This is a genomic window from Flavobacterium aquidurense, assembly GCF_001404985.1.
GTDB classification, from domain to species: Bacteria; Bacteroidota; Bacteroidia; order Flavobacteriales; family Flavobacteriaceae; genus Flavobacterium; species Flavobacterium aquidurense_B.
The window spans coordinates 1-25,301 of the sequence record NZ_JRLF01000011.1 but is presented as its reverse complement, the minus strand read 5'-3'; the positions used below and the strand labels follow the sequence as shown (position 1 = coordinate 25,301).

17 protein-coding genes are annotated in these 25,301 nt (G+C 35.0%); 7 read left to right on the top strand and 10 right to left on the bottom strand.

The window, feature by feature from the left end; genetic code table 11:
• Positions 1 to 19 precede the first annotated feature (19 nt).
• Both RC62_RS10580 and RC62_RS10575 read left to right on the top strand, forming a co-directional pair.
• Positions 20 to 601 (top strand): TetR/AcrR family transcriptional regulator, encoded by a 582-nt coding sequence (locus tag RC62_RS10580; RefSeq protein WP_055095192.1) that lies wholly within the window; start codon positions 20 to 22, stop codon positions 599 to 601.
• Between the two features lie 59 nt (positions 602 to 660).
• The gene (locus tag RC62_RS10575; RefSeq protein WP_055095191.1) at positions 661 to 1,875 is read left to right on the top strand and encodes an MFS transporter; all 1,215 of its coding nucleotides are present in this window, start codon (positions 661 to 663) and stop codon (positions 1,873 to 1,875) included.
• A gap of 95 nt (positions 1,876 to 1,970) precedes the next feature.
• Here the strand turns inward: RC62_RS10575 and RC62_RS10570 are convergent, their stop codons facing one another.
• On the bottom strand, positions 1,971 to 3,083 hold the full coding sequence (locus tag RC62_RS10570) for a PepSY-associated TM helix domain-containing protein (RefSeq protein ID WP_055095190.1): 1,113 nt from the start codon (positions 3,081 to 3,083) through the stop codon (positions 1,971 to 1,973).
• Between the two features lie 474 nt (positions 3,084 to 3,557).
• On the opposite strand from RC62_RS10570, the gene RC62_RS23180 reads away from it, so the two are divergent.
• Positions 3,558 to 5,942, top strand: a complete 2,385-nt coding sequence (locus tag RC62_RS23180; RefSeq protein ID WP_055095189.1) for a TonB-dependent receptor — start codon at positions 3,558 to 3,560, stop codon at positions 5,940 to 5,942.
• A 320-nt stretch (positions 5,943 to 6,262) separates the two neighbouring features.
• Here the strand turns inward: RC62_RS23180 and RC62_RS10560 are convergent, their stop codons facing one another.
• From RC62_RS10560 to RC62_RS10525, 8 genes are all read right to left on the bottom strand, one after another.
• Entirely contained in the window at positions 6,263 to 7,648 is a 1,386-nt protein-coding gene (locus tag RC62_RS10560) for an AMP-binding protein (RefSeq protein ID WP_055095188.1), read from the bottom strand.
• A 295-nt stretch (positions 7,649 to 7,943) separates the two neighbouring features.
• A complete protein-coding gene (locus RC62_RS10555) occupies positions 7,944 to 8,186 on the bottom strand; it encodes an acyl carrier protein (protein ID WP_055095187.1) in 243 nt (80 codons plus the stop codon).
• Positions 8,187 to 8,407: 221 nt separating this feature from the next.
• A complete protein-coding gene (locus RC62_RS10550) occupies positions 8,408 to 9,814 on the bottom strand; it encodes an MATE family efflux transporter (protein ID WP_055095186.1) in 1,407 nt (468 codons plus the stop codon).
• Positions 9,811 to 11,646 (bottom strand): IucA/IucC family protein, encoded by a 1,836-nt coding sequence (locus RC62_RS10545; RefSeq protein WP_055095185.1) that lies wholly within the window; start codon positions 11,644 to 11,646, stop codon positions 9,811 to 9,813. The genes RC62_RS10550 and RC62_RS10545 overlap by 4 nt, the downstream gene beginning before the upstream one ends.
• A gap of 311 nt (positions 11,647 to 11,957) precedes the next feature.
• A complete protein-coding gene (locus RC62_RS10540; RefSeq protein WP_055095184.1) occupies positions 11,958 to 13,298 on the bottom strand; it encodes a lysine N(6)-hydroxylase/L-ornithine N(5)-oxygenase family protein in 1,341 nt (446 codons plus the stop codon).
• Positions 13,299 to 13,316: 18 nt separating this feature from the next.
• Positions 13,317 to 15,758, bottom strand: a complete 2,442-nt coding sequence (locus tag RC62_RS10535) for a GNAT family N-acetyltransferase (RefSeq protein WP_055095416.1) — start codon at positions 15,756 to 15,758, stop codon at positions 13,317 to 13,319.
• Positions 15,736 to 17,256 (bottom strand): pyridoxal phosphate-dependent decarboxylase family protein, encoded by a 1,521-nt coding sequence (locus RC62_RS10530; protein ID WP_055095183.1) that lies wholly within the window; start codon positions 17,254 to 17,256, stop codon positions 15,736 to 15,738. Before RC62_RS10530 ends, RC62_RS10535 begins: the two co-directional genes overlap by 23 nt.
• Positions 17,257 to 17,288: 32 nt before the next feature.
• The gene (locus RC62_RS10525) at positions 17,289 to 17,921 is read right to left on the bottom strand and encodes a nitroreductase (RefSeq protein WP_055095182.1); all 633 of its coding nucleotides are present in this window, start codon (positions 17,919 to 17,921) and stop codon (positions 17,289 to 17,291) included.
• Between the two features lie 269 nt (positions 17,922 to 18,190).
• On the opposite strand from RC62_RS10525, the gene RC62_RS10520 reads away from it, so the two are divergent.
• Complete coding sequence (locus RC62_RS10520; protein WP_055095415.1) at positions 18,191 to 19,306, top strand: hypothetical protein; 1,116 nt, start codon at positions 18,191 to 18,193, stop codon at positions 19,304 to 19,306.
• Between the two features lie 173 nt (positions 19,307 to 19,479).
• Here RC62_RS10520 and RC62_RS10515 read toward each other — a convergent pair whose 3' ends face one another.
• Positions 19,480 to 19,713, bottom strand: coding sequence for a hypothetical protein (locus RC62_RS10515; RefSeq protein ID WP_055095181.1), 234 nt, complete (start codon positions 19,711 to 19,713; stop codon positions 19,480 to 19,482).
• A gap of 337 nt (positions 19,714 to 20,050) precedes the next feature.
• Between RC62_RS10515 and RC62_RS10510 the strand changes: the two genes are divergently transcribed.
• The 3 genes from RC62_RS10510 to RC62_RS10495 form a co-directional block, all read left to right on the top strand.
• Positions 20,051 to 21,100, top strand: a complete 1,050-nt coding sequence (locus RC62_RS10510) for a helix-turn-helix transcriptional regulator (protein WP_055095180.1) — start codon at positions 20,051 to 20,053, stop codon at positions 21,098 to 21,100.
• Between the two features lie 853 nt (positions 21,101 to 21,953).
• On the top strand, positions 21,954 to 22,697 hold the full coding sequence (locus tag RC62_RS10500; RefSeq protein ID WP_055095178.1) for a hypothetical protein: 744 nt from the start codon (positions 21,954 to 21,956) through the stop codon (positions 22,695 to 22,697).
• An 11-nt stretch (positions 22,698 to 22,708) separates the two neighbouring features.
• Positions 22,709 to 25,301: DUF11 domain-containing protein (locus tag RC62_RS10495; protein ID WP_055095177.1), on the top strand; the 2,593-nt coding region annotated here is incomplete at its 3' end.

Below are 25,301 nucleotides of genomic sequence, written 5' to 3'. Positions count from 1 at the left end.
TTCTCTCAAATTAAAAGCGATGAGTAAAGCAGAAAGAACCAGACAATTTATTATTGAAGCATCGGCTCCTATAATCAACAAAAAGGGAATGGCGGGTACTTCATTGACTGATATTATGGAAGCGACAAAACTTGCAAAAGGAGGTATTTACGGAAATTTTGAGAACAAGGAAGAGATTTGCAAAGAATCATTTCTTTATTTAAGATCCCAACTCGCTGCAAAATTAAATACAGCTGTAGCTGAAGGAAAATCGGCAAAAGAGAAACTTTTTAATTTGTTGAATGTGTATGCCAATGATACAAATACGGAAGACGGTTGTCCGATTTTGAATTTTGGAGCAGAAGCAGACGATACCAATCCTGCCATGAAAGAACAGGTAAAAAAAGCCATTCGTTCTGCCCAAAACAGATTTTTTACTTTAGTCGAAGATGGTATCAATAATAAAGAATTGTCAGCAGCTATAAATCCGGAGCATTTTAGCATCAAAGTTTTTGCTATGATTGAAGGAGCTATTTTATGTAGAAAAATTTTAGGAAGTGATGATCAGATGAAAATTGTTCTGGACAGTATAAAAACCGAATTCGAAAACTATGTATTGTAGTTTTTTTTTGAACTTTTATAGACCGATCGGTCTATTTTAATACTAATTAATTTTAAAAAATGAGAAATTTAAAAGAAAATCATAAGGGCTTCAGTACCTTATTAGCCTTGTCACTTATTCCGTTATCCGGATTTGCAACAGATATTTATTTGCCTTCGCTTCCTGCCATGGCAAAAGATTTGCATGTTTCAGCGGGAGCTATTCAGCTTTCGCTTGTTTTCTTTATGTTTAGCCTCGGCGTAAGCCAGATTTTTATAGGCAGTATCCTCGACAGTTTCGGACGTTTTAAAATTAATATTGCGTCGCTTGCCGTATTTTCGGTTACCAGTTTTGTCATTGCTTTGGTTCCTGATATTTATGTTATTTATGCCATGCGTATCATTCAGGGAATTGCCATTGCTTTTATTGTAATTGCAAAACGTGCTTATTTTGTTGATCTTTATTCAGGCGAAAAACTCAAAAGTTATATTAGTTTATTTTCTATTATTTGGGCTTGTGCACCCATTATGGCGCCTTTTTTAGGAGGATACTTAGAACATAGTTTTGGCTGGAGATCCAATTTTTATTTCCTTGGCGGATTATCATTTCTTTTTCTGATTTTAGAACTTTTATATAGTGGAGAATCTTTAAAATATTTTCATCCATTTAAGCTAAAAACCATTGCACAAACCTATTCCGGAATGCTAAAATCAGGTGATTTTACTTTAGGGGTTTTGATTCTTGCGATCTGTTTTGGTCTTGTAGTCGTTTATAGTTTATCGAGTCCTTTTATTGTAGAACGCGTATTGGGATATTCAGCCATTACAACAGGTTACAGTTCTTTGTTGTCCGGTCTCGCTGTTATGACAGGTGGTATTATTGCCAAGTCATTGATTCATAAACCACTTGCCAACAAAGTGACAATTGCCGTAACGGTACAGGTTATTCTGGTATTGCTGATGATTTCTACCGCTTCTATAACCAGTAATATTTATACATTGATAGGTTTTACGATGGGAATCAATGTTTGTGGCGGGTTTATTTTTAATAATATTTATGGTTATTGTCTCAGTCGTTTTTCTAAAAATGCCGGAGTGGCAAGCGGGCTTACAGGCGGAGGAACCTATATGTTAAGCTCCTTATTTAGCTATGGTTTTGTAAATTTATATGCCGTAAAAAGTCAGTTATTATTGGGGTTCGCTAACATTTCACTAATCTTTATTGTAGTTGTAGTTTTCATGATTTTCAACCGATACAGAGTACAGAATCTTGCAGTAAATCCGATTAAGTCTTAAATTTCATAATTCCCAAAAACAAAGCTGAATTTTATTTACATGAAAAACGATTTAAAAAGGGCGAAAGAAAAATTTTTCTTTCGCCCTTTTTAAGTTTACTTTTTCTGTTTTTTCTTTTTCCCCAACCATATTAATAATCCTGTAACAGGTAAGGTTAAGGCAAAAAGAGAGACTAAAAATGCGATGATCTTCGTTGGCAATCCGTAAATACTTCCGGTATGAATAGGGTAGTTCAAACGTCTTATTTTGTCTCCGTTTGAAAATTTTTCATAAGGTCTTGCCTCAATTTCCGCGGCTGTATATTTGTCAAAATAAGCGGCGCTCGATTGATTGGGAATTGTTTTTTCTGAATATTCTTTTAATACTAAAATACTATTAATGGTATCAACCGGCATCCTGATCTGGATATTCCCCTTGTACGGAAAAATACTGTCTGCAGCATTGTAAATACTTTGATAAAAGGCCGTATTGTTTAGTTTGGGATCTATTTTTGTTGGGTTTTTTACTTTTGCCGATGGTTTTTTGGTCGTTCCGTCAGCCAGAAAATAAACACCATCCTGAAACCAGCTAAAAGCGAATGATAATCCGGTTAGGGAAATAAGCAATAAAATTAAGAAGCTGTAAAAACCAAAAGTCGAATGAAAATCCCAATTGACCCTTTTAAAAGAAGCGCCCCATTTAACAGTTAACCTTTGTTTCAGGTTTTTTATCTTTTTTGGCCACCACAAAATCATACCGGAAATAAGCATAAAAGCAAAGATGAGACATGAACTTCCTGTGATAATTTCTCCAAAATCACCCATTAACAATTGTCTGTGTATAGAAAGGACTACAACAAAAAACCGGCTTTCCTGAGGCGTTGTTGCCAGAACTTTTCCGGTGTATGGATCAATAGAAAAAAATTGTGCTTTTTTATCAGCATCTTTTCCCAGGACCTGAATAGTTCGGGCAGGATCATTAAAAGTATAGATTCGGGTAATCTTTTTTATCGAATAGTGTTTCTGGAGTATGTCTGTACAATAATCGATGGTTTTTTTAGTAGTGCCAATTGTAGTAACCGTATAGTATTCAGGATTTATGGCTTTGTCGATTTCTTTTTCAAATACTAAAATACTTCCGGTTAATGCCGCTATAAAAACAATTAAACCTGAACCCAGGCCAAGCCATAAGTGTAATAATCCAATGTTTTTTTTAAATCCTTTCTTCATAAATATGCTATTTTTTAAATCTGTTTATAAGTTGTAAAGTGTGGAGTATTACAGTTAATAAAATAGATTCAGCAAAGATTTTGTTAATCTTATAATAGAGTGACTAAAATTCTGCAGCAAATTTATGCTTATTTAGACTAAGTATACAATGTCTTTTAAAAAATATCCCTCTAAAATTTGAGAATAAGGAAACATTATTTTTAAATAAAAAAAGAGTAGCAATTAAACGACTATATTTCTGATTAATTTTTTCGGGTCTGTAATCCTGTTTTGTAAGTATTGATTTTTTGAATTATAGTAAATATAACACTTTCATCAATAAACTAGCTGATATGCTGTATTGTAAAACAACTGATATTGGAAATTCTATAGAATAAATAGAAATATTTCTTGTTAAACGATTATTAATTTTTACTTTTGCGCTGTTTTTATTCATTCTAAATAAAGACAAATACTAACCAAATTTAAAAATCAATGAAATATCTTAGTTTAAGAACATCACATTTTTTATTTATTATTAGCTTTTTATTTTCAGTCTTTTCTTTTGCACAACAAACCAGTGGTAAAATAAAAGGTTCTATAACTACTTCTGACAGAAAATCAGCTTCAGGAGCAACCATTATTCTTAAAAATTCAAAATACAAAACGGTTACTAATAGCGACGGCAGTTTTAGATTTAATAAAGTAGCAGAAAACATTTATACCTTGGAGGTATCTTTGCCGGGCTATGAAGTTATCGAAAAGCAAGTTACGGTTGTAAATAATGAAATAGCCGATGTAAACCTGCAATTACAATTTTCAGGCAAAGTTGAGGAGGTTTCAGAAAAAAGCGGCGATCAGCTTGATGAAATTATCGTTTCGGCAAGCAGAAAGGTCGAAACTTTATCAAAAACACCCTCTTCTGTAACCATAATTAATACTAAGGATATAGACGATTTATCTATCGTGAGTCCTAATATTGCCAATATCGTGGCTTATGCAGTTCCGGGTTTAGGATCAGCAACAAACAATACTGGAAATTACGGGCAAACACTTCGCGGAAGAAATCCTTTGGTTCTGATTGACGGAATTCCGCAATCGACACCATTAAAATCTGCAGGAAGAGAAATTCGTTCTATTGATCCATCTGTAATCGAACGTATCGAAGTGATCAAAGGTGCAACAGCCATTTATGGAAATGGGGCTGATGGCGGATTGATAAACTACATAACAAAATCAGGTAAAACCCAAAAGAAATTTGCAGGATACAGCGAGGCAGGAACGAGCGGAAACATAAAAGGAGATAGTACAGCGGGATACAGATTTAACCAGCAGTTTTATGGAAAAATAAATAAATTCAATTATATCGTTGGTGGAACTTATGAAAAAACAGGTGTTTTTCGCGATGGAGAAGGAGAAGTTATTTCTCCTGAATATGGATTGGGGGAAACCAAAACTTATAATATTTTTACTAAAGCAGGTTACGATTTAACAGACAAGCAAAGAATAGAATTGATGTACAATTACTTCAGTTCTAATCAGGATTCTGATTTTATACTTAAAAATGGGGTGTACGGAGTAAGTCCTGCAATTGGTGTTTTAGGAAACAGGCCAGGAGTAGATGAAGGAACACGTTACAATCACAATGCAAATCTGCAATATGTAAACAGGCAAATTTTTGGAAATACGTCTTTAACGGCAAATTTATATTTTCAGGATTTTTTAACGATATTTTCTAATTCTACTTTTTTCTACGGAAGCGGACAATCTCAAACAGCATCGGCTAAAAAAGGTTTAAGGGTTTATTTGAATTCACCATTTACAGTTTCTTCAAACTTTTCAGGAGATGTAACATATGGTTTTGATTTGCTGAATGACAAAACCAATCAAAAACTGGTTGATGGCAGAGTTTGGGTACCAAATATAAATATGGTTAATCTGGCTCCTTATGCACAATTGACAACACAGCTTTTTAGCGATTTTACAGTAAAAGCAGGCTTACGTGCTGAAAACATTAAAATAAATATTGATGATTATAATACACTTGCCACTGGAGCAAACGGTGCAGGAAGTATTGCAGTAAAAGGCGGGGATCTTACATATGATGCTTTTGTTTTTAATACAGGAATCAGATATTCAAGATTTAAGTTTTTTAACCCTTTTGTGAGTTTTTCTCAATCTTTCTCCGTGTTTGATTTAGGCAGGGTTCTGACCAATGCAAAAGAAGATGCAGTATCAAAACTACAAACCAAACCTATTATCGTTAATAATTATGAAGGCGGTTTTAGCAGTCAGTTAGGAAAATTAAATTTAAGTGCCGCTTATTATTTCAGTACTTCAAAATTGGGTACAAATCTGGTTCAGGTTGATGGTTATTTAGTTGCTGAACGTTTACCGGAAAGAGTTTGGGGTTATGAAGTTCAGGCAGATTATCAAATTATCAAACAATTGACAATTGGTGGAAATTATGCCTATGTACAAGGTAGAGGAGATAAAGATTCTGATGGACATTTTTACGGACCTACGGATATTTATTTAAAATCAAACCGAATCCCTCCGTCAAAAGTAACAGGTTATGCAAAATATGGTGATAAGAGATTAAATGTAGAACTATACTGGATGTGTGTGGGCGATCGCGATGTTTTCCTGCCAAATGCAAAAGGAGCGTACGCGATTGGAGAAGGGCCAATAAAATCTTTTAATTTATGGAATTTAGCAACTGCTTATAAAGTTACAGAGCAAATTAGGGTAAAACTAGGAATCGAAAATCTTTTAAATAAGGATTATTATACTACAACTTCTCAGTTTTATGGTACAAATGCCAACTACACAAGAGGAAACGGATCAAGATTTAATCTGGCTCTTGGGTATAGTTTTTAGTCTACAGTCTTTGTTATAGTCACAGTTTACAGTCACAGTTTACAGTCTCAGTTTACAGTCTCAGTTTACAGTCTCAGTTTACAGTCTCAGTTTACAGTCTCAGTACTGTAAACTGAGACTGTGACTGAATACTGAATACTGAATACTGAAGTGAATACTGAATACCGATATTTTTTGTTTTTTTTTGAATAGACTCCTGCTTTAGCTAGAGGTTATAGCATTGATTATAAAAAGGCTTTAGCCAAAATTATTATTTTGGCTAAAGCCCAATTTTTCCTTTCTTTTTAAATATTTCCAGCTAAATCAAGAGTCTATTTAAACTAAGCATAACTTACTTCCAGCGATTCTTTAAGTAATGGATAATTCACTTTTCCGTTTGGTGTAAGTGGCACATCCTCTATAAAAATTACTTTTAAAGAACTGGCGTGCAGGTTCAGTTTTGCTTTTAAGACTTTTAGTATTAACTCTTTATTCAAATTTTGGTCTGTGTACATAACGGCTAAATGTTTATCATTGATTCCTAAACAAATAAAAGTTTGTCCGCCCAAAGCATCTTTCAAAAGTAATTCGGTTTCATCAAGATTGAGCCTCACACCAAATAATTTTACAATTCTTTTTATCCTGCCTACAATATAGTAATAACCTTCATCGTCTTTTCTGGCTTTGTCTCCTGTATGAAGTTTTTCCTGTTGTTCAAAAAACTGAAGATCGGCTCTGATGTTAGCGTAACCGCCAAATACATTTGGACCAATATAAATCAGTTCATCTGTTTCGTTATCGATCTCAAATTTTCCATTTTTGACAGGCAACCCAATCGATGTTCCTTTTCTCAGGAGATCTTTTGGAGGCAGATAAGCCATTCTTCCGCAAGCTTCTGTCTGACCATATTGAGCAAAGAATTGTTTGTCGAATTTCTCACTGAATTCTGCAATTGCTTCGATGAGTTTCTGGTTTAACATGCCGCCGGTGTGCGTAAGATATCGTAGTGACGGATGATCTTTTTTGAAAAAGCCAATACTATACAACATTTCATAAAAATAAGGGACTCCGCCTAAAGTAGAATAACCGTATTTTTTAAAATCTGCCCAGAATTCTTTCTGAAAAGCATCTTTATCCGTACATACAATCTTATTTGCCTTGATACAATTGGTTGTAAAAATAGATAAGCCGTACACAAAATTAATAGGCACATTTAAAGGCACCACATCATCTGTTTTTATAGGCATATATTCCATAATAGACTTCGCATTCTGAACCAGGTTTGCATCAGAAAGTCTTACGAATTTTGGTGAGCCAGTTGTTCCGGAAGTGCTTAAAAGAAGTTTAGTTTTGGCATGTATCGGATAAATTAAATTTACATTGCGCTTAAATAATATAATCGTATCCGAAGCTTTTACCGCACTATAACCTTCTATAGCAGTTCTGGTTGGATCATAGATATAATAAGGAGTATATTTTTGTTCTAAATTCTCCTTAAAATCTTCCAGTAAACCCATACCTAATAAAGCAATTGTATACCTGCTTTGATAAAAGTTCAGTAATGTTTCTATTGCCGGCAACTGATTATCATTGTATATAAAAACGACAGAACGAAGGTTTTCTATTTCTAAGGATTGGTGCATTTCTGCAATAGATTTTGAAATTCCTGTACCCGAATCTGTAAAGATCAGTTTTTCGTTTTTTCGGATTAAATCGTATAGTTCCATAAGTTTAGGTCTATTTTAATCGGTTAAGTGTAATTATTGAAAAATGTTTTAACACATAGTACCAAAGTCCAATGTGATTAAGTGAAGTTTTTTTTGACTATTGTATCGGCAAAATTTTCTCGCAAAGTCGCAAAGGCTTTGTCATTTCGACGGAGGAGAAATCCTCGCAAGTAAATCCGCAACGAGAATCCAATCTTTGTCGAGCTTCTCACGGAGATTTCTCCTCCGTCGAAATGACAAAAACGTTGCTAATAAAGCTTCGGAACTATGTGTTTAAAAAGTCTAACAGGTTGTTTTAATTAATTTCGAATCCGTATTTTTTAAGGATATCTTTAATTTTTGCTACACTTCCCATTTCCAGTATATCTTCCATTTCGATAGCGATATTATACGTACTTTCCAGTTCTTCAACCAGAACCAGATGGCTCATAGAATCCCATTCGGCTATAGCCTGATATTCTAATTCGTCGTTTACTGCTTCAACAGGAATTTCAAAAGCTCTTGCAAATACTCCGTGTAATTGTTCTATTGTACTCATTTTTTTTTTATTTAAATTAAATTGATATTGTTTTTATGTATTGATTTTTTTCACGCAGATTTTCAAAAGATTTAAGCGGATTTTATTGTCATTCCGAGGAACGAGGAATCTCCGCAAGAAACTAACGCACAGTATTTTTCTTAAATTGTCGAGCTACTTGTGGAGATTCCTCGTTCCTCGGAATGACAAAAACACACCAAAATCTGCGTAAAACTTTTTTTTTAAACCTTAGTATGCTTCCATTTTCCTTTTCTAAAGACAATTATACAGGCGACAGCCAATACAATTTCTGAAACAAGAATGGCTGTAAAAACACCATTTGATCCCAGTTCAAAAGAAATTCCTAAAGCGTAGGCGAGGGGAATCTGAACGATATAAAACATTAAAATATAAAGCCAGGTGACTACTTTTACTTCTCCGGCAGCGTTGAGCGCCCTGGAAATTACCATAGTATATCCCAAAAGAATATAGGCCATAGAAATAAAATGAATGTACCTTGTACTAAATGAGATTACTTCTGGAATATCTGTAAAGATTTTTACAACAGGAACAGCGAGAAAAATCCACGAAATTCCAATTAAAACCAAGAACCCCATGTTTAGCATTCCTGCTCTCCAAACTGATTTTTCGGCTCTGTCGGGTTGTTTGGCGCCAAGATTTTGTCCGGTTAATATTCCGGCTGCATTTCCTAATCCCCAGGCTGGCATTGTCGCAATCGAAGTTACCCGTTGCGCCAGAATGTATCCCGCAAGCGCATTAGGTCCAAAATGTGACATGATTTTGATCATAAACACCCAACTCGAAGCCGGAATAATAAACTGAACCGTTCCTCCAAAAGCGAGTTTTAAAACTCTTTTGAAAATTGCCAGATTAAATACCAACTGTGCTAATCCTATTTTCAGAACCGTTTTGCGTCTTAGAAGAAACCATGCCTGATAAAGCACACCAATAACCCTGGCAATTAATGTTGCTAATCCAACACCGAGTAATCCGTAAGCGGGAATTGGTCCCCAGCCAAAAATAAATATCGGGCACAATACAATGTTTAGCGCATTCGAAAGCCAAAGGATTCTCATAGCTGTAGAAGCATCTCCGGCACCGCGGAATATTCCGTTGATGACAATACGCAGAATCAGAAATCCGCTTGACGCAAACATGACGATTCCGTAAGTTGTTCCTTCCTGAACCATAGCGTCAGAAAGTCCCATGGCACTCATAATATCAGTTGTCCATATGGCACAAATAACACTTATAAGTATCGCAATTGGCGTGGTTGCATAAATAACCTGCATGGCGGTTTGTCCTGCCGCTTTGAATTTTTTCTCGCCAATTCTTCGCGAAATCATTGCCGATGCTGCGATTCCCAAGCCTATTGAAACCGAATAACAAAAGGTAATAAAAGTGGTTGTTGCTCCTGCAATAGAAATCGCATTTGTGCCTAATCTACTCACAAAGAACAGGTTTGAACACACAAATAAGGATTCCATCAAAAGTTCTGCAACCATTGGCACAGATAACAAAATGATGGTTTTGTTGATGCTGCCGGAGGTAAAATTACTTTCGGTTCCGGCAAGAGAACGCCTTAGAAGACCAAAAAAAGAGCGTGTTTTTAAAATAGCTTCTTTCATGCGTTTTCTTTTTCTGTTAGTACTTCTTCATGAATCAACTGATGCAGCGGATTTGGAATAAAACCGCTTTTTTTCATGTGTGGAAAACCAACCGTTTCTTCGTAACCATTATACAAACGTCGGCTATTGAAAATTAGACGTTTAAACTCCGGAATAAATAAATTGTATTTATCAAACATATCCTGTAATTCCGGATGTTCCTGCTGATATTCTAAAACAATATCGTGAACACAATTCCAGAAAGAGGTTTCAGAATAGTTTGCTGAAGTAATTAATACATCACTCAGGTATCTGAAAAAAGCATCAAAAACAGCAATAAGAATCGTTAATGGCGCATTTTCAGGATTTGGAGAAGCCACAAACATATTGTCGATAAATTCCTGGGGAAGCTTTTTCTTTCCTTCTTCATTAATCAAAATATCGCCCACAAAGTCCTGCAAAGCAATACGCGTTGGAACGTAATCTTTTAGAATAAGAATTACATTTTGTCCGTGCGGATCGATGCATAAAGAGTGTTGATAATAAATTTGAAGCACAGGTTTAAGATAAGCTCTCATATAAGCTTTTAACCATTGCTCTGTAGAAAGTCCTGATTTTATAATCAGTTCTTCTACAAGGCTTTTGCCATGATCGTCGACATATAATAATGCCGCCATTGTCATTAGATTTTCTCCGTGTTTCAGGGAGTTTACAGGACTCTCGCGCCACATTGCACCCAAATACTCATTGTATTGGTACGGCGGATTTACAATTTTACTGTAACTGGGATGTGTGTAAGAAACAGAAACCACTTCGCCTAAAAGCACAACTTCCATTTTTTGCAGGTGTTCGTCTTTTCTAAGTATATCTTTAAGATATTCTGTAAGACGTGGCGCAATCGACAATTGTTTGGGACACAAACCTCTAATGTGACTTGTGTTTAAGATCGACATCGACGTTTTTACATAATGTTTGTTGGGTTTGCTTTGATTAAAAAAAGTGCGAATACTTTGTTGCGGACTATAAATATCCTCGGTTAATTCTAACGGAATAAGATGTTTAGACGCAATATCATTAGCAAATTGCATAACCAGTTTATTTTGCCATTGCCATAAATGCACGGGAATAAAAATATAATCGTCCGGATTTACTTTTGACTGAATTAGTTTGTTTCTAAAGGTTTCTATTTTTTCAGAACCAATTTCATTTTCATAGAAAGTCTCATCATTCATATCCGTTTGAAGGCGCAAAGTTGCTCTGTTTTTATGAGCAGCAATCCAGACCAATTGTGTTTTTTGACCGGATTCAGGCGTGTAATTTTCGTAATCTTCAGAGTCAAAACCTATTCGGCCTTTGTTTACAATTACCCACGGATGACCGTCGAGACTGTGTTCGATGGTTTGAAAATCGGCATCGGCCAACTTTGAAGCTGACAAACGACGTTTCGAATGAATAAAAGCATCGGCATATAAAGTATGCAGCAATTCCTCAATATAATGGGCAAGTGTAAAAGAGTTAATCCCGAAAGTTTCCTGAAGTTCAATAAAGAAATTTGGAACATCAACGTGATCCAGTTTTACTTCATTTTCGATTTTATGAATACTTTCTTTGATAATATGCCAGTAATTCAGGAATCTTGGATAGGCAGAAAAACTGTAATAAATATTCTCTTTGTCAGTTTCTAATATAAAATGGGTAAGACCATTTTCGTCGGTGTTTATTATTTGTGGTTTCGCTACATCTTCACGCATTAATTCAGCAATGCTTTTAGCGAGTAGGTTTCGATTTACTTTATCCCAAGTCGCTGAATTGAGATGCTGTGCGTCTTTGAATGTGTTTTCTGGGGTTATCATCCTAGTTGTTTTTCTAATTATTTAATTGCTTTTTTTAGTTTGTTGATTAGCCTCCAGCTTTAGCTGGAGGTACTTAATGCACACAATTAGATGGCTTTAGCCAAATCGCGTATTTTTGGGTAAAGCCATTTAGATTGGTTTTTATAAACTCCAGCTAAAGCTGGAGCCTATTCAGAAAAATTTCGCGAAGCTTAAACCTTTGCGTCTTAGCGCCTTTGCGAGATTAATTTTATTCTCTAAAAAGCTTAACTTAACGACATTGACCGTCAGGACTATGTGTTAAATGTTTTTTATGAATTATACACAACTGGTTACTCGTTTATTAATTCCAAAACATTGGCTTCAGACAATTCCTGCGTGGTTTTTTGTACGCCAAATTGTTGAAAAGCAATTCGTTTTTCGACTTTATAAACTTCACGATTTGCCAGTTGATTTATAATCCATGAATTTCTGTAGGCGCCCATTCCCAGATCAGGAGTCGAAAGGCCATGTGTGTGTAATTCAGCATTTTGAACAAAAATATCCGTACCATTTTTGTCAATAGTATAATTGCGATTTACATTGAATAAACCATTTTCTAAACGTTGGATTTTGCTTTCGATTCCTGCAAGAATTCCCGGTTCTTTGTATTTATATCCTGTCGCCAGAATTACATAATCCGTTTGATCTTCAAAAGGCTGGTCTAATTCTGTGTGAATGAAATCCAGATTATACGATCCGTCAGTTTCTTCGTTAACGGAAGTCAGACGCATATTCGAACGTAATTCTACATTTAGAGGTTTATCTTCTAAACTCATTTCGTACAAACTATCGAAGATTTCGTTGATTAATTCCTGATCGATTCCTTTGTAAAGTCCGTGTTGTCTCGCCAAAAGCTGTTTTCGTTTTTCATCAGAAAGACTATGAAAATGATCTACATATTCCGGTGAAGTCAATTCAAGCGTTAGTTTTGATTTATTATCTAAAGGGAAAAAGTGAGATGAACGCGTAAACCATTTTAGCTGTAAACCATTCTCAGTTTCAGGCAAAAGATCACGGAAAACTTCGGCTGCACTTTGTCCGGAACCAATAATAGTAACGGCTGCATTTTTATTAATACGTGATTTGAAATTCAGGTATTTTGAAGCGTGAATTACATTTGGTAAAACTTCGTGATCGATAAAGTCTGGAATATGTGGAGAAGTTCCAGTGCCTAAAACAATTTTATTGGCATAATACGTAGCCGTGATACAAGTTTGCGTATTGATAACCATTATTTTATAAAGATCATCAACGTAATCAATCGAAACTACTTTATGCGAGAATTTGCAATTTGGCAATTGATTTGCAACCCATTTGCAATATTCGTTATATTCTCGTCTGTAAATGAAGAAATTTTCTCGGATATAAAATTTGTATAAACGACCGCTTTCTTTAATGTAATTAAGAAAGCTGTATTTATTTGCAGGATCCGCCATTGTGACCAAATCTCCTAAAAACGGAACCTGAAGCGTCGCATTATTTAACATAAGTCCCGGATGCCAGTCAAAACTTTCTGACTGATCAAAAAACAGTGCCGTTAGTTCTTCAACAGGTTCTATAAGAGCGGCAAGCCCAAGATTAAAAGGACCAATTCCGATCCCGATTACGGAGTATATTTTTTCTGTACTCATTGTGGTATTTTTTATGAATTAAACTTGAGTTGCTGAAACTGTATTGTTTTGAAAATCTTTGGCAGCAGGAAATTTTGCCCAATACCATTCTCTGTAGCAAAAGTTAAGATTGGCTTTTTTATGTGGCATTTCGATCACTTTTTCGATTTTAAAACCTACGTGTGCTTTGTTCATCATCGATGCAATAGAATCTACAGATCCTTCGCCAACCATTTTACCAACTTTTGGTTCTCCAAAAACAAAATCCATCATCGATTGTGTTGCCGGCGATCCGTATTTTAGTTTAGGATCTGTTGGCGCGATAAATTGATGTGTTCCATAATCTGACGGCAGAACATCATAATAATCTCCAACAATATCACGGCTTGCCCAATATACTTCGATATTAAAAGTAGGAACTCCATTTGCTTCACCAATAAAACTGTGCCCATGATCTCCCGGAAGTAACATTCTGTAAAAGGCTTCGATTTGGCGAATTGGCCAGTTCATTTGCCAGATTTTCAAAGCATGTTCGCGATGAAACCATTCGTGAAGCATCTCAATATCTTTGTCAATATCTACGGAACGCAAGGTTATAGTTACATTTTCTTTCTCGAAAAAGCGGCTGAAAACGGTCGTATTCTCTTTTGGATTAATAAGTTTTTTAGAGAAAAAATGTTTGTTTAGCGGGTTAGGATATTTTTTATAAACTGCAGGATTTGTTCTTGGCGCACTGGCTTCATCCATATTGTTTAGACTGGTTAACAGATTTCCTTTTACAACCAGTTTTGCACTATTGGTAAAATGACTTACAATACTTGTAGTATCGATATCTTCTTCATTTTTAAGAGCTTCATAAATAAGATTAAGAAGTGTCGTTTCGTCGGCCAGTTTATTTTTGCCCAGAATATTTACTACGCCAAACAAGTGGTTTACCAGAAGATAATATCCCCAGAAGTCAATAATTCTGCTTTCGGCAATAAACGATCTGCTTTCTTTACCAAAATCCGGAATCAGGCTTTCGAGTTCTTCCACTTTTCCCTGACGGAAAAAATAACCCTGATTGTCCCTAAAATAAAGTTTGGCCGGAAAAAGATTTTCATCAAATTCTACCAACATATTTTGCTGATGAAATTCTGATCCAAATCCGTATTTATTAAAAATACCAATAAGCGGCGTTATAGTAATATTTAGATATTGCTTAAACCATGATAGGGCGGTATCTGTTACAGATGCATCTTGTCTTTTGGCTGCTTCATTGATAAGATTTAGTATTCTTGGTGATTCGCCCAGAACGCCATCCTGGCAAAGAGAAGCAACCATCGTTACATTTTTGTTTGCATTAGCGCCATGAAAAGGATTTTGGCGAACGCTTGTACTAAAACCATCAATAATTTTATCATCATAAGTAACGGCGATAAAAGCAGGATCTGTAATAAGCTGTATTTGAGGATATTCTTTTTGTATATCTTTTCCCCAACTGGTTTTCATGAGTTGCGCTGCATCATAACCACGATTTAATTCATGGAGGTAATTAACGCGAAATGAATTAGTGATTTTTACATGCAGAGAGAATTTATACATCCATTCGCTTTCAGCATTATAGACGGTTCTAACAGATGAAGTTGCTGTGTACGAAGGTCCAAATTGCCCTAAACTAAAAAGAAGCTGCTTCGATTGCATTTCTTTTACTTCCTTTTGATCTAACAAATAATTAGCTTCCCAAGGATGAGCAGGAACTACTTTATAATTGGAATAAAAATCGAGTAATTCTTTCGAATGTGCATCTGCGTATTTTAAGATTTCTTCTCTCAGATAATCTGTAATCAAATAATCTGCAGCGCTTTTTTCTATTACATTCTCCGGATGAATCAGGAAAAAGTGCAAACCAAATTTCCCTCCGGTTTCAGGTGAATATTTCAGCAGTTCGTCTTTGGTAAAACCTTCTCTGCTTTTAGGCAAAGGATGAACCGTGTGTCCTAAAATCAATGATTGCTCAGATGCAATAAATGTTTGCTCAGGACTATTGGCTGTATGATCGCTGTTTTTATAATGTTCCAGATAAAGTGCCAGATTATCGATACTGTTTTCCATACGTTTTTGCGTAGGAAGTGCATCGATATCAGGATAATCTGTTTTAGCATATTCGCTCACAAGTTCAAGAAATTCCATTGGATTTATTTCTCTGAATTCATCAGATGCAATTGTGCACGATACAATTGGAAAACCAAAAGAGTGAACGCCACTTTCAGAAAAATAAGTCAGCGGTGCAAAAACTTCCTGACCAATCGCAGTAAAATCGAATCTTAGAAATGAGCTGTGATCAATTGTCTGCATAAAATCTGCCAGCGTCTGATCGTATTTCGGAATACCTTCGTAGCGGCTCCAATTACTAAATTCCCTGCAGTAACAATTAATCAGGGATTTAAAATTTACCTGTTCTGCCAGTTGGCGAAAATTAGTTAAGTCTGTGGTATTCATTTCCATTTTGTTTAATAAGGTTAAGAATGTTTTTGATATCGTTTAGGGTTGTAAGCGGATTAAAAATGGTGAACTTCAAATAGAATTCTCCGTTTACTTTTGTACTGGCGACTAAAACTTCTCCGCTAAAAAAGAGTTTTTCTTTTATATACTGGTTCACTTCGCAAGAGGTAGATTCAGCCGGGCCATCAAGATACCTGAATACTAAAACGCCTAAATCTGAATGGCATAAAAGCTCAAAGTTTTCATCAGATTCAATGATTTCGGCAGTTTTTTGGGTTGTTTCTATTATCGTATCCGTAAACTGTCCTAGTTTTTCTTTGCCCAGATAACGAAGTGTAAACCAAAGTTTGAGCGCATCAAAACGACGTGTACTTTGTATAATCGATTTATTGATTTGCGCCGGAAGTGCATCGTAGTTCTGCTCCTTTGGATTCAGATAATCAGCATGATGCTTGATAATATTAAGATGCAGTTTGTCTTTTACAATAAAAGCACTGCTGCTTATGGGCTGAAAAAATGATTTATGATAATCGATTGTTACAGAATCTGCGAGTTCGATTCCGTTTAAAAGATGTCTGTGTTTCTCGGTCAGCAATAATCCGCAACCGTAAGCTGCATCTACGTGAAGCCATAAATTATTGCGGTTTGCAATATCAGCAATAGCTTTTAGCGGATCGACGTTTCCAAAATCTGTCGTACCGGCAGTTGCCGTAATCGCAATTGGAATATTGCCTTTTTCTATTTCCTGAGCAATTGCTTTTTCGAGTTTTTCAGGATCCATACGGTATCTTTGATCCACACCAACATGCACAATTGCCTGTTCTCCAAGACCCAAAATCCAGGCATTTTTATGATTGCTAAAATGAGCTTTGTCTGAAACAAAAACTCTGAATTTTGAAGCATCCGGAGGAAGACCTTCCAGTTTTATATTCCATTTTTGATATTCTAACGAATAATAATCCCTGGCTAAAAGCAATCCCATTAAATTGCTTTGAGAACCTCCGGCTGTAAAGATACCGTCGCCTTTAGTATACCCAATTTGTTCGCTTGTCCAGTCTATAAGTTTGCGCTCCATAAAGGTTCCGCCCGCACTTTGATCATACGTATCCTGAGATGAATTTATAGCACTTATCAATACTTCTGCCGCCAATGCTGGTATTACGACAGGACAGTTTAAGTGTGCAATATATTCCGGAAGGTGATATGCCGTGGCATGTTTTACATAGAGTTCATCGACTTCATCAAGCAGACTTTCATAATCGGGCAGAGGCGAGGCAAAATCTACAGCTTCGACTTTTGACCTGATTTCGTCAGGTCTGATGCCGCTAAAAGGCTTTTTGTTGTTTTTAAGAAAATTAGAGACACGTTCTTGTGCTAATTTTACAGCTTGAGCATATTCAGTACCGGAATTCTGATGAAAAATGTCTTTATACAAATCCTGTTCCGGCAAAAGTCCTTTTTCAGCGACTTCTTCATTGATTAGTGTGGTATTCATAGTGGTATTTATTTAGGGGTTTTAGTTATTATTTACTCGAGGTAAATGACTTTTTTAGACAAAGGCGTCCTTTTCTTTTTAGATGATTTTAAGCTTTCAGGATAATAACCGAGATAGAGAAGACCTAATGATTTTTCGTTTTCTGCCAGACCAAATTCAGCAACATAATCTATCGCTACGCCTTTGGTACTCCAGTAACTGCCAATTTTATGTGCCGTGCAGGTAAGTGCAATATTTTGCACTGCAGATGCTACTGCTGCGATCTCTTCCCATTCAGGGAGATCAATTTTAGTGTTTCTTACCATTACGACCCCAATAATACAGGCAGCATTTAAGGGATAGTTTCTTAGATAACTTAATTTCTCATTTTGGGCTTCAGGCGATAATTCATTATAAAAATCCTTGTAATAATGTGCCATATATTCTCCGTATTGCTTGAGGTATTTTCCTTTAAAAACAATAAATCTCCAGGGCTCCGTCATTTTATGATTTGGAGCCCAAGTAGCATTAATCAGGATTTCGTCGAGAAGGTTTTTGGGTATTTCTTTTTTTACAAACTCATTGGCGAATATGCTTCTTCTATTACGAATATTCTTCGAAATCTTTTTTAATTTATCAGAAGAATCTGATTGCTTGATTTTACTGGCTTCGTTGCTAATTATCATATTTTTTTCAAAATTTTTAAGAAAATTCTTTTGATTTTAATGAAATAAAAATATATTTGTAAGTAAATATTATTTAGAATAAATAAAAATAGTGCGCAACAAATGTATAAATTAATCTGAATAAAAAAAATAAATGTGAAAAAAAATATACGAATGCCCGTACATATTGGCTTAACAGTTTTTGATGGTGTTTTTGTATAGTATTGATTACAAATGATTTATTTTTTAACAACCCCTATCTTTTAATAACTAAAAAACGAATTGAAAAAATGAAATCACAATCAATTATTGCAGACGAAAGACCTGCAGAAACAGTTTTAAATTTTGAGATTCCTACAAAACCATTAATCGTAGTAATAACGCCTCAGGAGAGGAATATTTTGTCGAATGTGGGCAACCTTTTGGTAAAGGCATTTGACCATTATGAAAACCCGGATTATATAGCTGCTCTTCATCTTCATGCATTTCAATTGCTTCCGGAACGCATTAGCAGAATTTTAAGTCAGTTTGGTACTGATTTTTCTGCAAATCAGTATGGTGCGATTGTATTTCAGGGACTTTTAGAGGTCGATCAGGATGATTTGGGACCAACACCTCCAAACTGGCAAGGAGCAGATTATGCAAAACTGAATAAATACGGTTTTATTTGTTCGCTTCTTCACGGTGCGGTGCCATCAAAACCAGTGCAATATTATGCGCAGAGAAAGGGCGGAGGTCTTTTGCATGCTGTGATTCCGGATGAAAAAATGGCAGCAACACAAACAGGTTCAGGATCAAAAACAGATTTGTATGTACATACTGAAGATGCTTTTTTACTGAATCAGGCTGATTTTTTGAGTTTTTTATATTTAAGAAATGAAGAACGAGTTCCGTCGACTTTATATTCGATTCGTTCTCATGGAGAAATGAACCCCATTATGGAAAAGTTATTTGACCCAATTTATCAATGTCCCAAAGATGCCAATTATGATTATGAACAAGTAGTTTCAGGTCCTTTGGCATCTGTTTTATACGGGAATAGAGAACTTCCTTTTATTCGTTTTGATGCTGCTGAACAAATATTCAACGAAAATGCCGGACAAACTACTGAGGCTTTGTATAATTTGAAGGAGTTCTGGAATGAGGCCAAAGAGCTTATAAACAGTGAATATATCCCAAATTCCGGCGATGTTATTTTTGTAAACAATCATTTATGTGCACACGGACGAAGTGCTTTTATTGCCGGACAACGCGAAGAAAACGGTAAGATTGTAAAATGTGAACGCCGCCAAATGTTGCGAATGATGAGTAAAACGAGTTTAATACATATGAGAGCTGTAACCCAAACTGATAATCCCTATTTTATTATGGAAGAACATTTAGGGAATATTTTTGATCTGGAATAGTTTTATCTTGATTGCGTTCACGAGCGGTATGCTCGCGCGGGCATAAAAAAGGAGAAATATAAAACCCGTATGTTAAGATGTCCTACGCCACAAAGTGCGTTGCGGTTGTTACCAATACCGCCATCATACCATACGGGTAAATTATTTTTTTAAATGTTCGTTGAAAAGTTTAATTATTCAACATCCAGATAAGGATTTAAAATTTCTGCTAATTCGTTTAACCAGTAAAAACCTTGTTCGAGGTTTATTTTTTCGGTTTCGAGGGTTTCGCAATCTCGCATTACGCTTAAGGCGAGAACGTAATTTAGTTTTCTAATGGTTTTTGCCATTAGTTCAGGATCGATCGAATTGCTAAAGAAATCATTTAAACGCAATTCGGTTTCTTTTGAAAGGGTGTTTGTACTCATAATCTTTACTTTAAGGATATAAAACCCGTATAGCTTAGGTGTCCTACGCTGTAAAGAGAGCGTTGCAGTTGTTTCCAATACCGCCACCATACCACACGGGCAAGAATTTTTTCTGAGTTCATAATCTTTACTTTTAGGACTGCGAAGATACCAAATAAACCTCGTGATTAGTAGGTTTTCTTAATTTTTGTAAAACAATATGTTATCTAATTTTATAAATAGAAAAAGCCGGTAAAAATATCTTTACTGGCTTTTTTATGCATTTATTTCTTGTAATGTGCGATGAAATTTTTAAATTAGTAAAATATACTCCTGTAATAAATTAAAATATACGCCTTTGGATAAAGTAACTAAACATATTAAAGATTCATTTTTTTTATTTAAAGACGATCTTTATCAATTGCGTTATTTATTTAATTCGCCTAAAATGATGGTAGATAGTTTATTAAAACTTCCCATTATAAATCATAATCCTTTAAAACAATTTCTTTCGTTAAAAACTTCTTTCTGTAAAGTCAAAATGTATTACAGGGAAATTGAAGATGGTTTTTGGCTTTTGGCTTTGTACATGAATATCAAAGAAAATTTAGTTACAAAATCATATTATGACAAAGAGGTTTTAAGCGAATATTATTTACTGACTTTTTCTGTGTTTGAGTATAAATTTCCGGTAAAAGATGCTGCACCAATAACACTTTTAAGTACCTGCTGGACTTTTAGCAAGCCAGATACTGAGATATCAAGTTATTTTTATGAAGGCTCAAACGGTAAGTTTTTCAGTTTTGCCATAACTAAGGAATGGGCCAGTAAAAATTTTACTTCAAAAAAATTCAAACAGTCAAAAGCGATCAAAAAGTTTTTAGATGGTAACAAAGGTTCTTATACCTGGCTGGATATTGTGCCGGAAGCTCATCCGTTAGCCAAAGAATTATCTGATGCAATAGAAAATGTAAATGCTACTGAAAGTGATAAACCGGCTTTAAAGAAAAAATCAATGAAACTGATCACGGAGTTTTTTAATAATTCTTTTGATGATAGCCGTATATTGGATAACGTTTCCTTAACCAATTCAGATTATCATAATGTAGCAAAGGCCGAGAAAATAATCTTACATAGTCTGCATCTTCCATTTCTTGGTATCGAAACAATAGCAAAGGAAGTAAATACATCTCCCACAAAATTAAAATCAAATTTTAAAACTGTTTTTGGCTTTTCGATGTTGCGATATCATAAAGAAAAAAATATGGTTTTAGCGATGCAGTTAATTCAAAATTCGAATATTCAAATTCAGGATATTTCGCTTTTAACAGGGTATGATTCTGCCAGTAGATTTGCTGCAAGTTTTAAAAAACGATTTGGTCAACTGCCTTCAGAGGTGCGTTTTTAATCTTCACAAAATTTTTTTTTCCAAAAACGGACTTCATTTTTTCTAAAATACTGAAAAAAAATACTTTTTGCTGTTTTAAATTAATTATTTGATTTTTAGTGTTTTATAAAAATAGAAAAAGTGGTATAAATAAATATTTTCTTTCAAAATAAATCATTTTATTTTTCTTTTTAAAAATGTCCTAATTGACCATTAGCAGGTTATGTTTTGATATAAATTTGACGATCCAAAAATAATATTCAGACCTATAGAAATAAATAAATTGCTGTAATGGTGGAGTTTAACGGCTTATTACCAAATTGCAATTTTTTTTATAACAGTTTTAATTGATTTTGGTATTCAGCTTAAAATAACTTTTTCGATTATCTCGTTTTTATGTTTTCAACCTGCAGGGTCAATTGTTTTATAAGATGTATAGTTTTATTTGTATCACTATATTTTTCATCTCTGTATTATCAAAAAATTAGCCTTACAATTCTGCATATGTGGAATGGTTTAAAACGTAATCAAAATCACTCAAAAAATACTTTTAGTGATCCCTATTTTCCATTTCTTCTTTTTCAGGAAAATTATAACAGTGAAATTAAATCTGTAATCAGATCATTTTTCGCAGCAGATATTTCTATTCAATTACATCCTTCAGTTATTAAAATAAAAAACTCAGACAACAAACCTTTTTTACACACTTTACGTATGTAGTAAAATTGTTATGGTTTTTTGCCTGCTGAAAACGGATTTTATTAGATAAAAAACAATGCTGATTGCGTCATTATAATTTGATATCAATCATAAAAATATTCAGGGATAAATTATTTTCCCGAATTACATTTTACAGAATTTTAATTATTTACATATGGGGAACTTTACTTATTTAAAAAATTTATCGGCTAATAAAAAAAGAGGTTTGAACAGGCTTCAGGTCTGTTTGGACAGCAAAAAACAGTTAGCCTGTTTTTTATTTATTATTTTATTTCTGAGTTTTAAATCTACAGCTCAAAACAATTTCAGCCTTCAGAGTCCGCAATTCTACAAAGTGATTTCTTTTGGTGAAAAAATTGATTTTGGAGATATTGATTCTTCAATATCCTGGACCGTTTCCAATTCTCAAAGCAATATTAATGTCAATTTGCACGGAAACGAAATTAATAATTATGTATTTGATGAAACTGGTGAATATGACATTCATTTTCAGGAAAATAAAAAGCATGATGACGAATGTATTCATCCAATGTATGCAGAAAGATTTCGTATAAAAGTTGAGCCTGTTAAATTATCTTTTGATTTTTCTAAAATACAGTTTTCAGAAAAATTAGAAAAAGGGAGAAATTATAACGATTTAATAATCACTGTTCCTGTACAAATTGTAACTAAAAACACTTCGATTACAAAATTATCTGCACCAGGTATGTCGGTTACCGGATTAGAGGTTTCACTTACTGCCCAACCAGTTGAAAAGGAGATTATACTGACTAACAAAGTTCAATTATTAAAATATAAAGTATCAGGAATGATCAGTAGGGAAACCTATTTGATGTTTGATTTTTATGATTTTAATAATCAGGTACAAACTTATAATCTTCGTCAGATAATAAAATAATTGTATTATATATGATAAAAAATTACGCTACCGTAAATCAAATGCTGAACTTTAAAAAAGCAATATTTTTGTTTTTTGTATTTTTCACGTTCAGCCAAATATCAAATGCTCAATGTTCTAAACCACCAGTAGGATGTTCTACTACTGATTTATCAAATTTTGGATTCGCTTCAAATAATGATGCCGCAACTATCGAGTATGATAATTTTGTTTCGAGCTGGCATACAACAGTTGTCAGGACTGCAGATGGCTCTTTTCAGACTTGGGGAGAAACAATTGCAAATAATGGAACTGGAAATGAGTTAGCCCCAAAAACAATAAATAAAGCAAATTTTCCAGGTTTAACTACTGGTGCTGTTCCTTTGAAAGTGGCGCTGGGAAGTAATTCATCTAGTAATGTTCAGGGTATTCTTTTAGCGACAGATGGTTTATATGCCTGGTCTAAAGCTGGTGCTGTAATTGATGCTACGCTTACTCCAAGTTCAGTTTTTCAAAAAATTGCAATTGGCGGTAATGCCAATGGTTTGCCTACAGGTGTGGCTCCCGGAGATGTTAAAATGATGTTTGCCACTTTTAAAACATTAGCTATAACAACTTGTGGCGGAGATGTTTGGGTGATTTCACAAATCCCAAATGCAAGGGGTAATGGAGCAACTGGAAACAATACAACATGGTATAGAGTTACAACTTCAGAAACCGGAAATCCTTTTTTAACTGGTGTTGTTGCCTGTAGAGGAAGCGCTGATGGTCTTATGGCATTAAAATCTGATGGCAGTGTTTATGTATGGGGAACTAGCTCATTATTAGGTGATACATCTGGCTTTACGACACAGACAAGAGCAGCAAAAATGACATTGCCAAGTGGAATAACTCCAAAAATGATTGGTTCGTCAGGAAGTTCTGCAACACGATCTTATTATATTTTGGCAACTGATGGTAATTTATATTCCTTAGGAAAAAATAGTAATAAACAACTTGGGGATTGGACAACGACTGATAGATTTGCATGGGTTCAGCCTAGATATAACTCTGCAACGGGTCCTGTAATGAACAATATTAAATGGTTCAGTCCACAGGAACATGATTTTAACTATGGTGCAATTAATGTACTTAACAGTAATAAAAACATTTATGCATTTGGTACGAACAACGGTTTATTACTTGGTGTTACAGGCGGTAACAGTGACCCTGTTATTCCTAACGGTTTAACTGCTGCAGATAATATTATTGCTGTAGAAACAGGAGGTCACACCTCAATGATTGTTAAAACTTGTGAAGCTAAATTTGGTTATGTAGGTCATAGAATTAGTGGTAGTATGGGTGACGGTACAAATGCCTCTACTAATGAAGCCAGTTATACTTTTGCGACGGCTGCCGTACAAATTTGTGGTGCCGAATCGAATCCAGCTATTCAATCTGCTTCTACAGGTGGCGGACCAGATTCTAAATATTGTGTTGGTGATCCTGTTTTATTAACTCCAACTCCGGCCGGTGGTACATTAAGTGTAGTAAGCGGTCCGGCAACTTTAACAGGTAATACAGTAAATTTTACTGCTGCAGGTACAGCGGTAATTAAATATACTGTTGCAAATGCTTGTGGAGCTCCTACTGAAACAAGCAGAACTTTTGAAGCATCGCTTTGTCCTATAGATTTAGAGGTTACAAAAACAGTCGATAATGTTAATGCCAGTGTAGGTAGTAACAGTACTTTTACCATTACAACTAAAAATAATGGACCGTATAAAGCTACCGGAGTTAAGGTAAATGATGTTTTACCTGCTGGTTATACTTTTGTAAGTGCAACACCTTCAACAGGAACCACCTGGACAGCACCAGACTGGACTGTTGGCAGTCTTACAAATGGTACAAGTGCAACTTTATCGATTGTAGCAACCGTAAATGCTTCTGGACCATATGCTAATACAGCTACCGTTACCGGAAATGATCCTGATACAAATACTGCAAATAATAGTGCAACAGCAACACCTTTAGTACAAACTAATCTTTCGGTTACTAAAACTGTAAGTACAGGTACGCATAATGTAGGGAGTGATGTAACCTTTACGATTACTGCTTCTAATGCGGGACCAAGTAGTGCTACTGGAGTTACCGTAAACGATGTGCTTCCCGCAGGTTATACTTTTGTTAGTGCAACGCCTTCAACAGGAACCTGGTTAGCACCAAATTGGACTATTGGAAATCTTGCAAATGGAGGAAGTGCAACCCTTAGTATTGTAGCAAAAGTGAATGCGACTGGTTCTTATGCCAATACTGCTACTATTTCTGGAGGACAGAATGATCCAACTCCGGGTAATAATTCAGGATCTGCTACAGCAACGGTAAATCACGCACCGGTTGCTAATGATGATGATCTTAGTGCTTCTCCTTTAACAGAAGATGGTGCTGACGGTACTGTAAATGTACTTTCTAATGATACAGATGAAGACGGTAATCCAACTGCCCCAGTAAATGGAGCGGGACAATTTACTGTAGATTTAAATCCAGCTTTACCAGGTATTCAAACAACATATACTGATGCTAAAGGTGTTTGGACATTAAATACAACTACAGGAATTGTAACTTTTAATCCGGCAGACAATTATA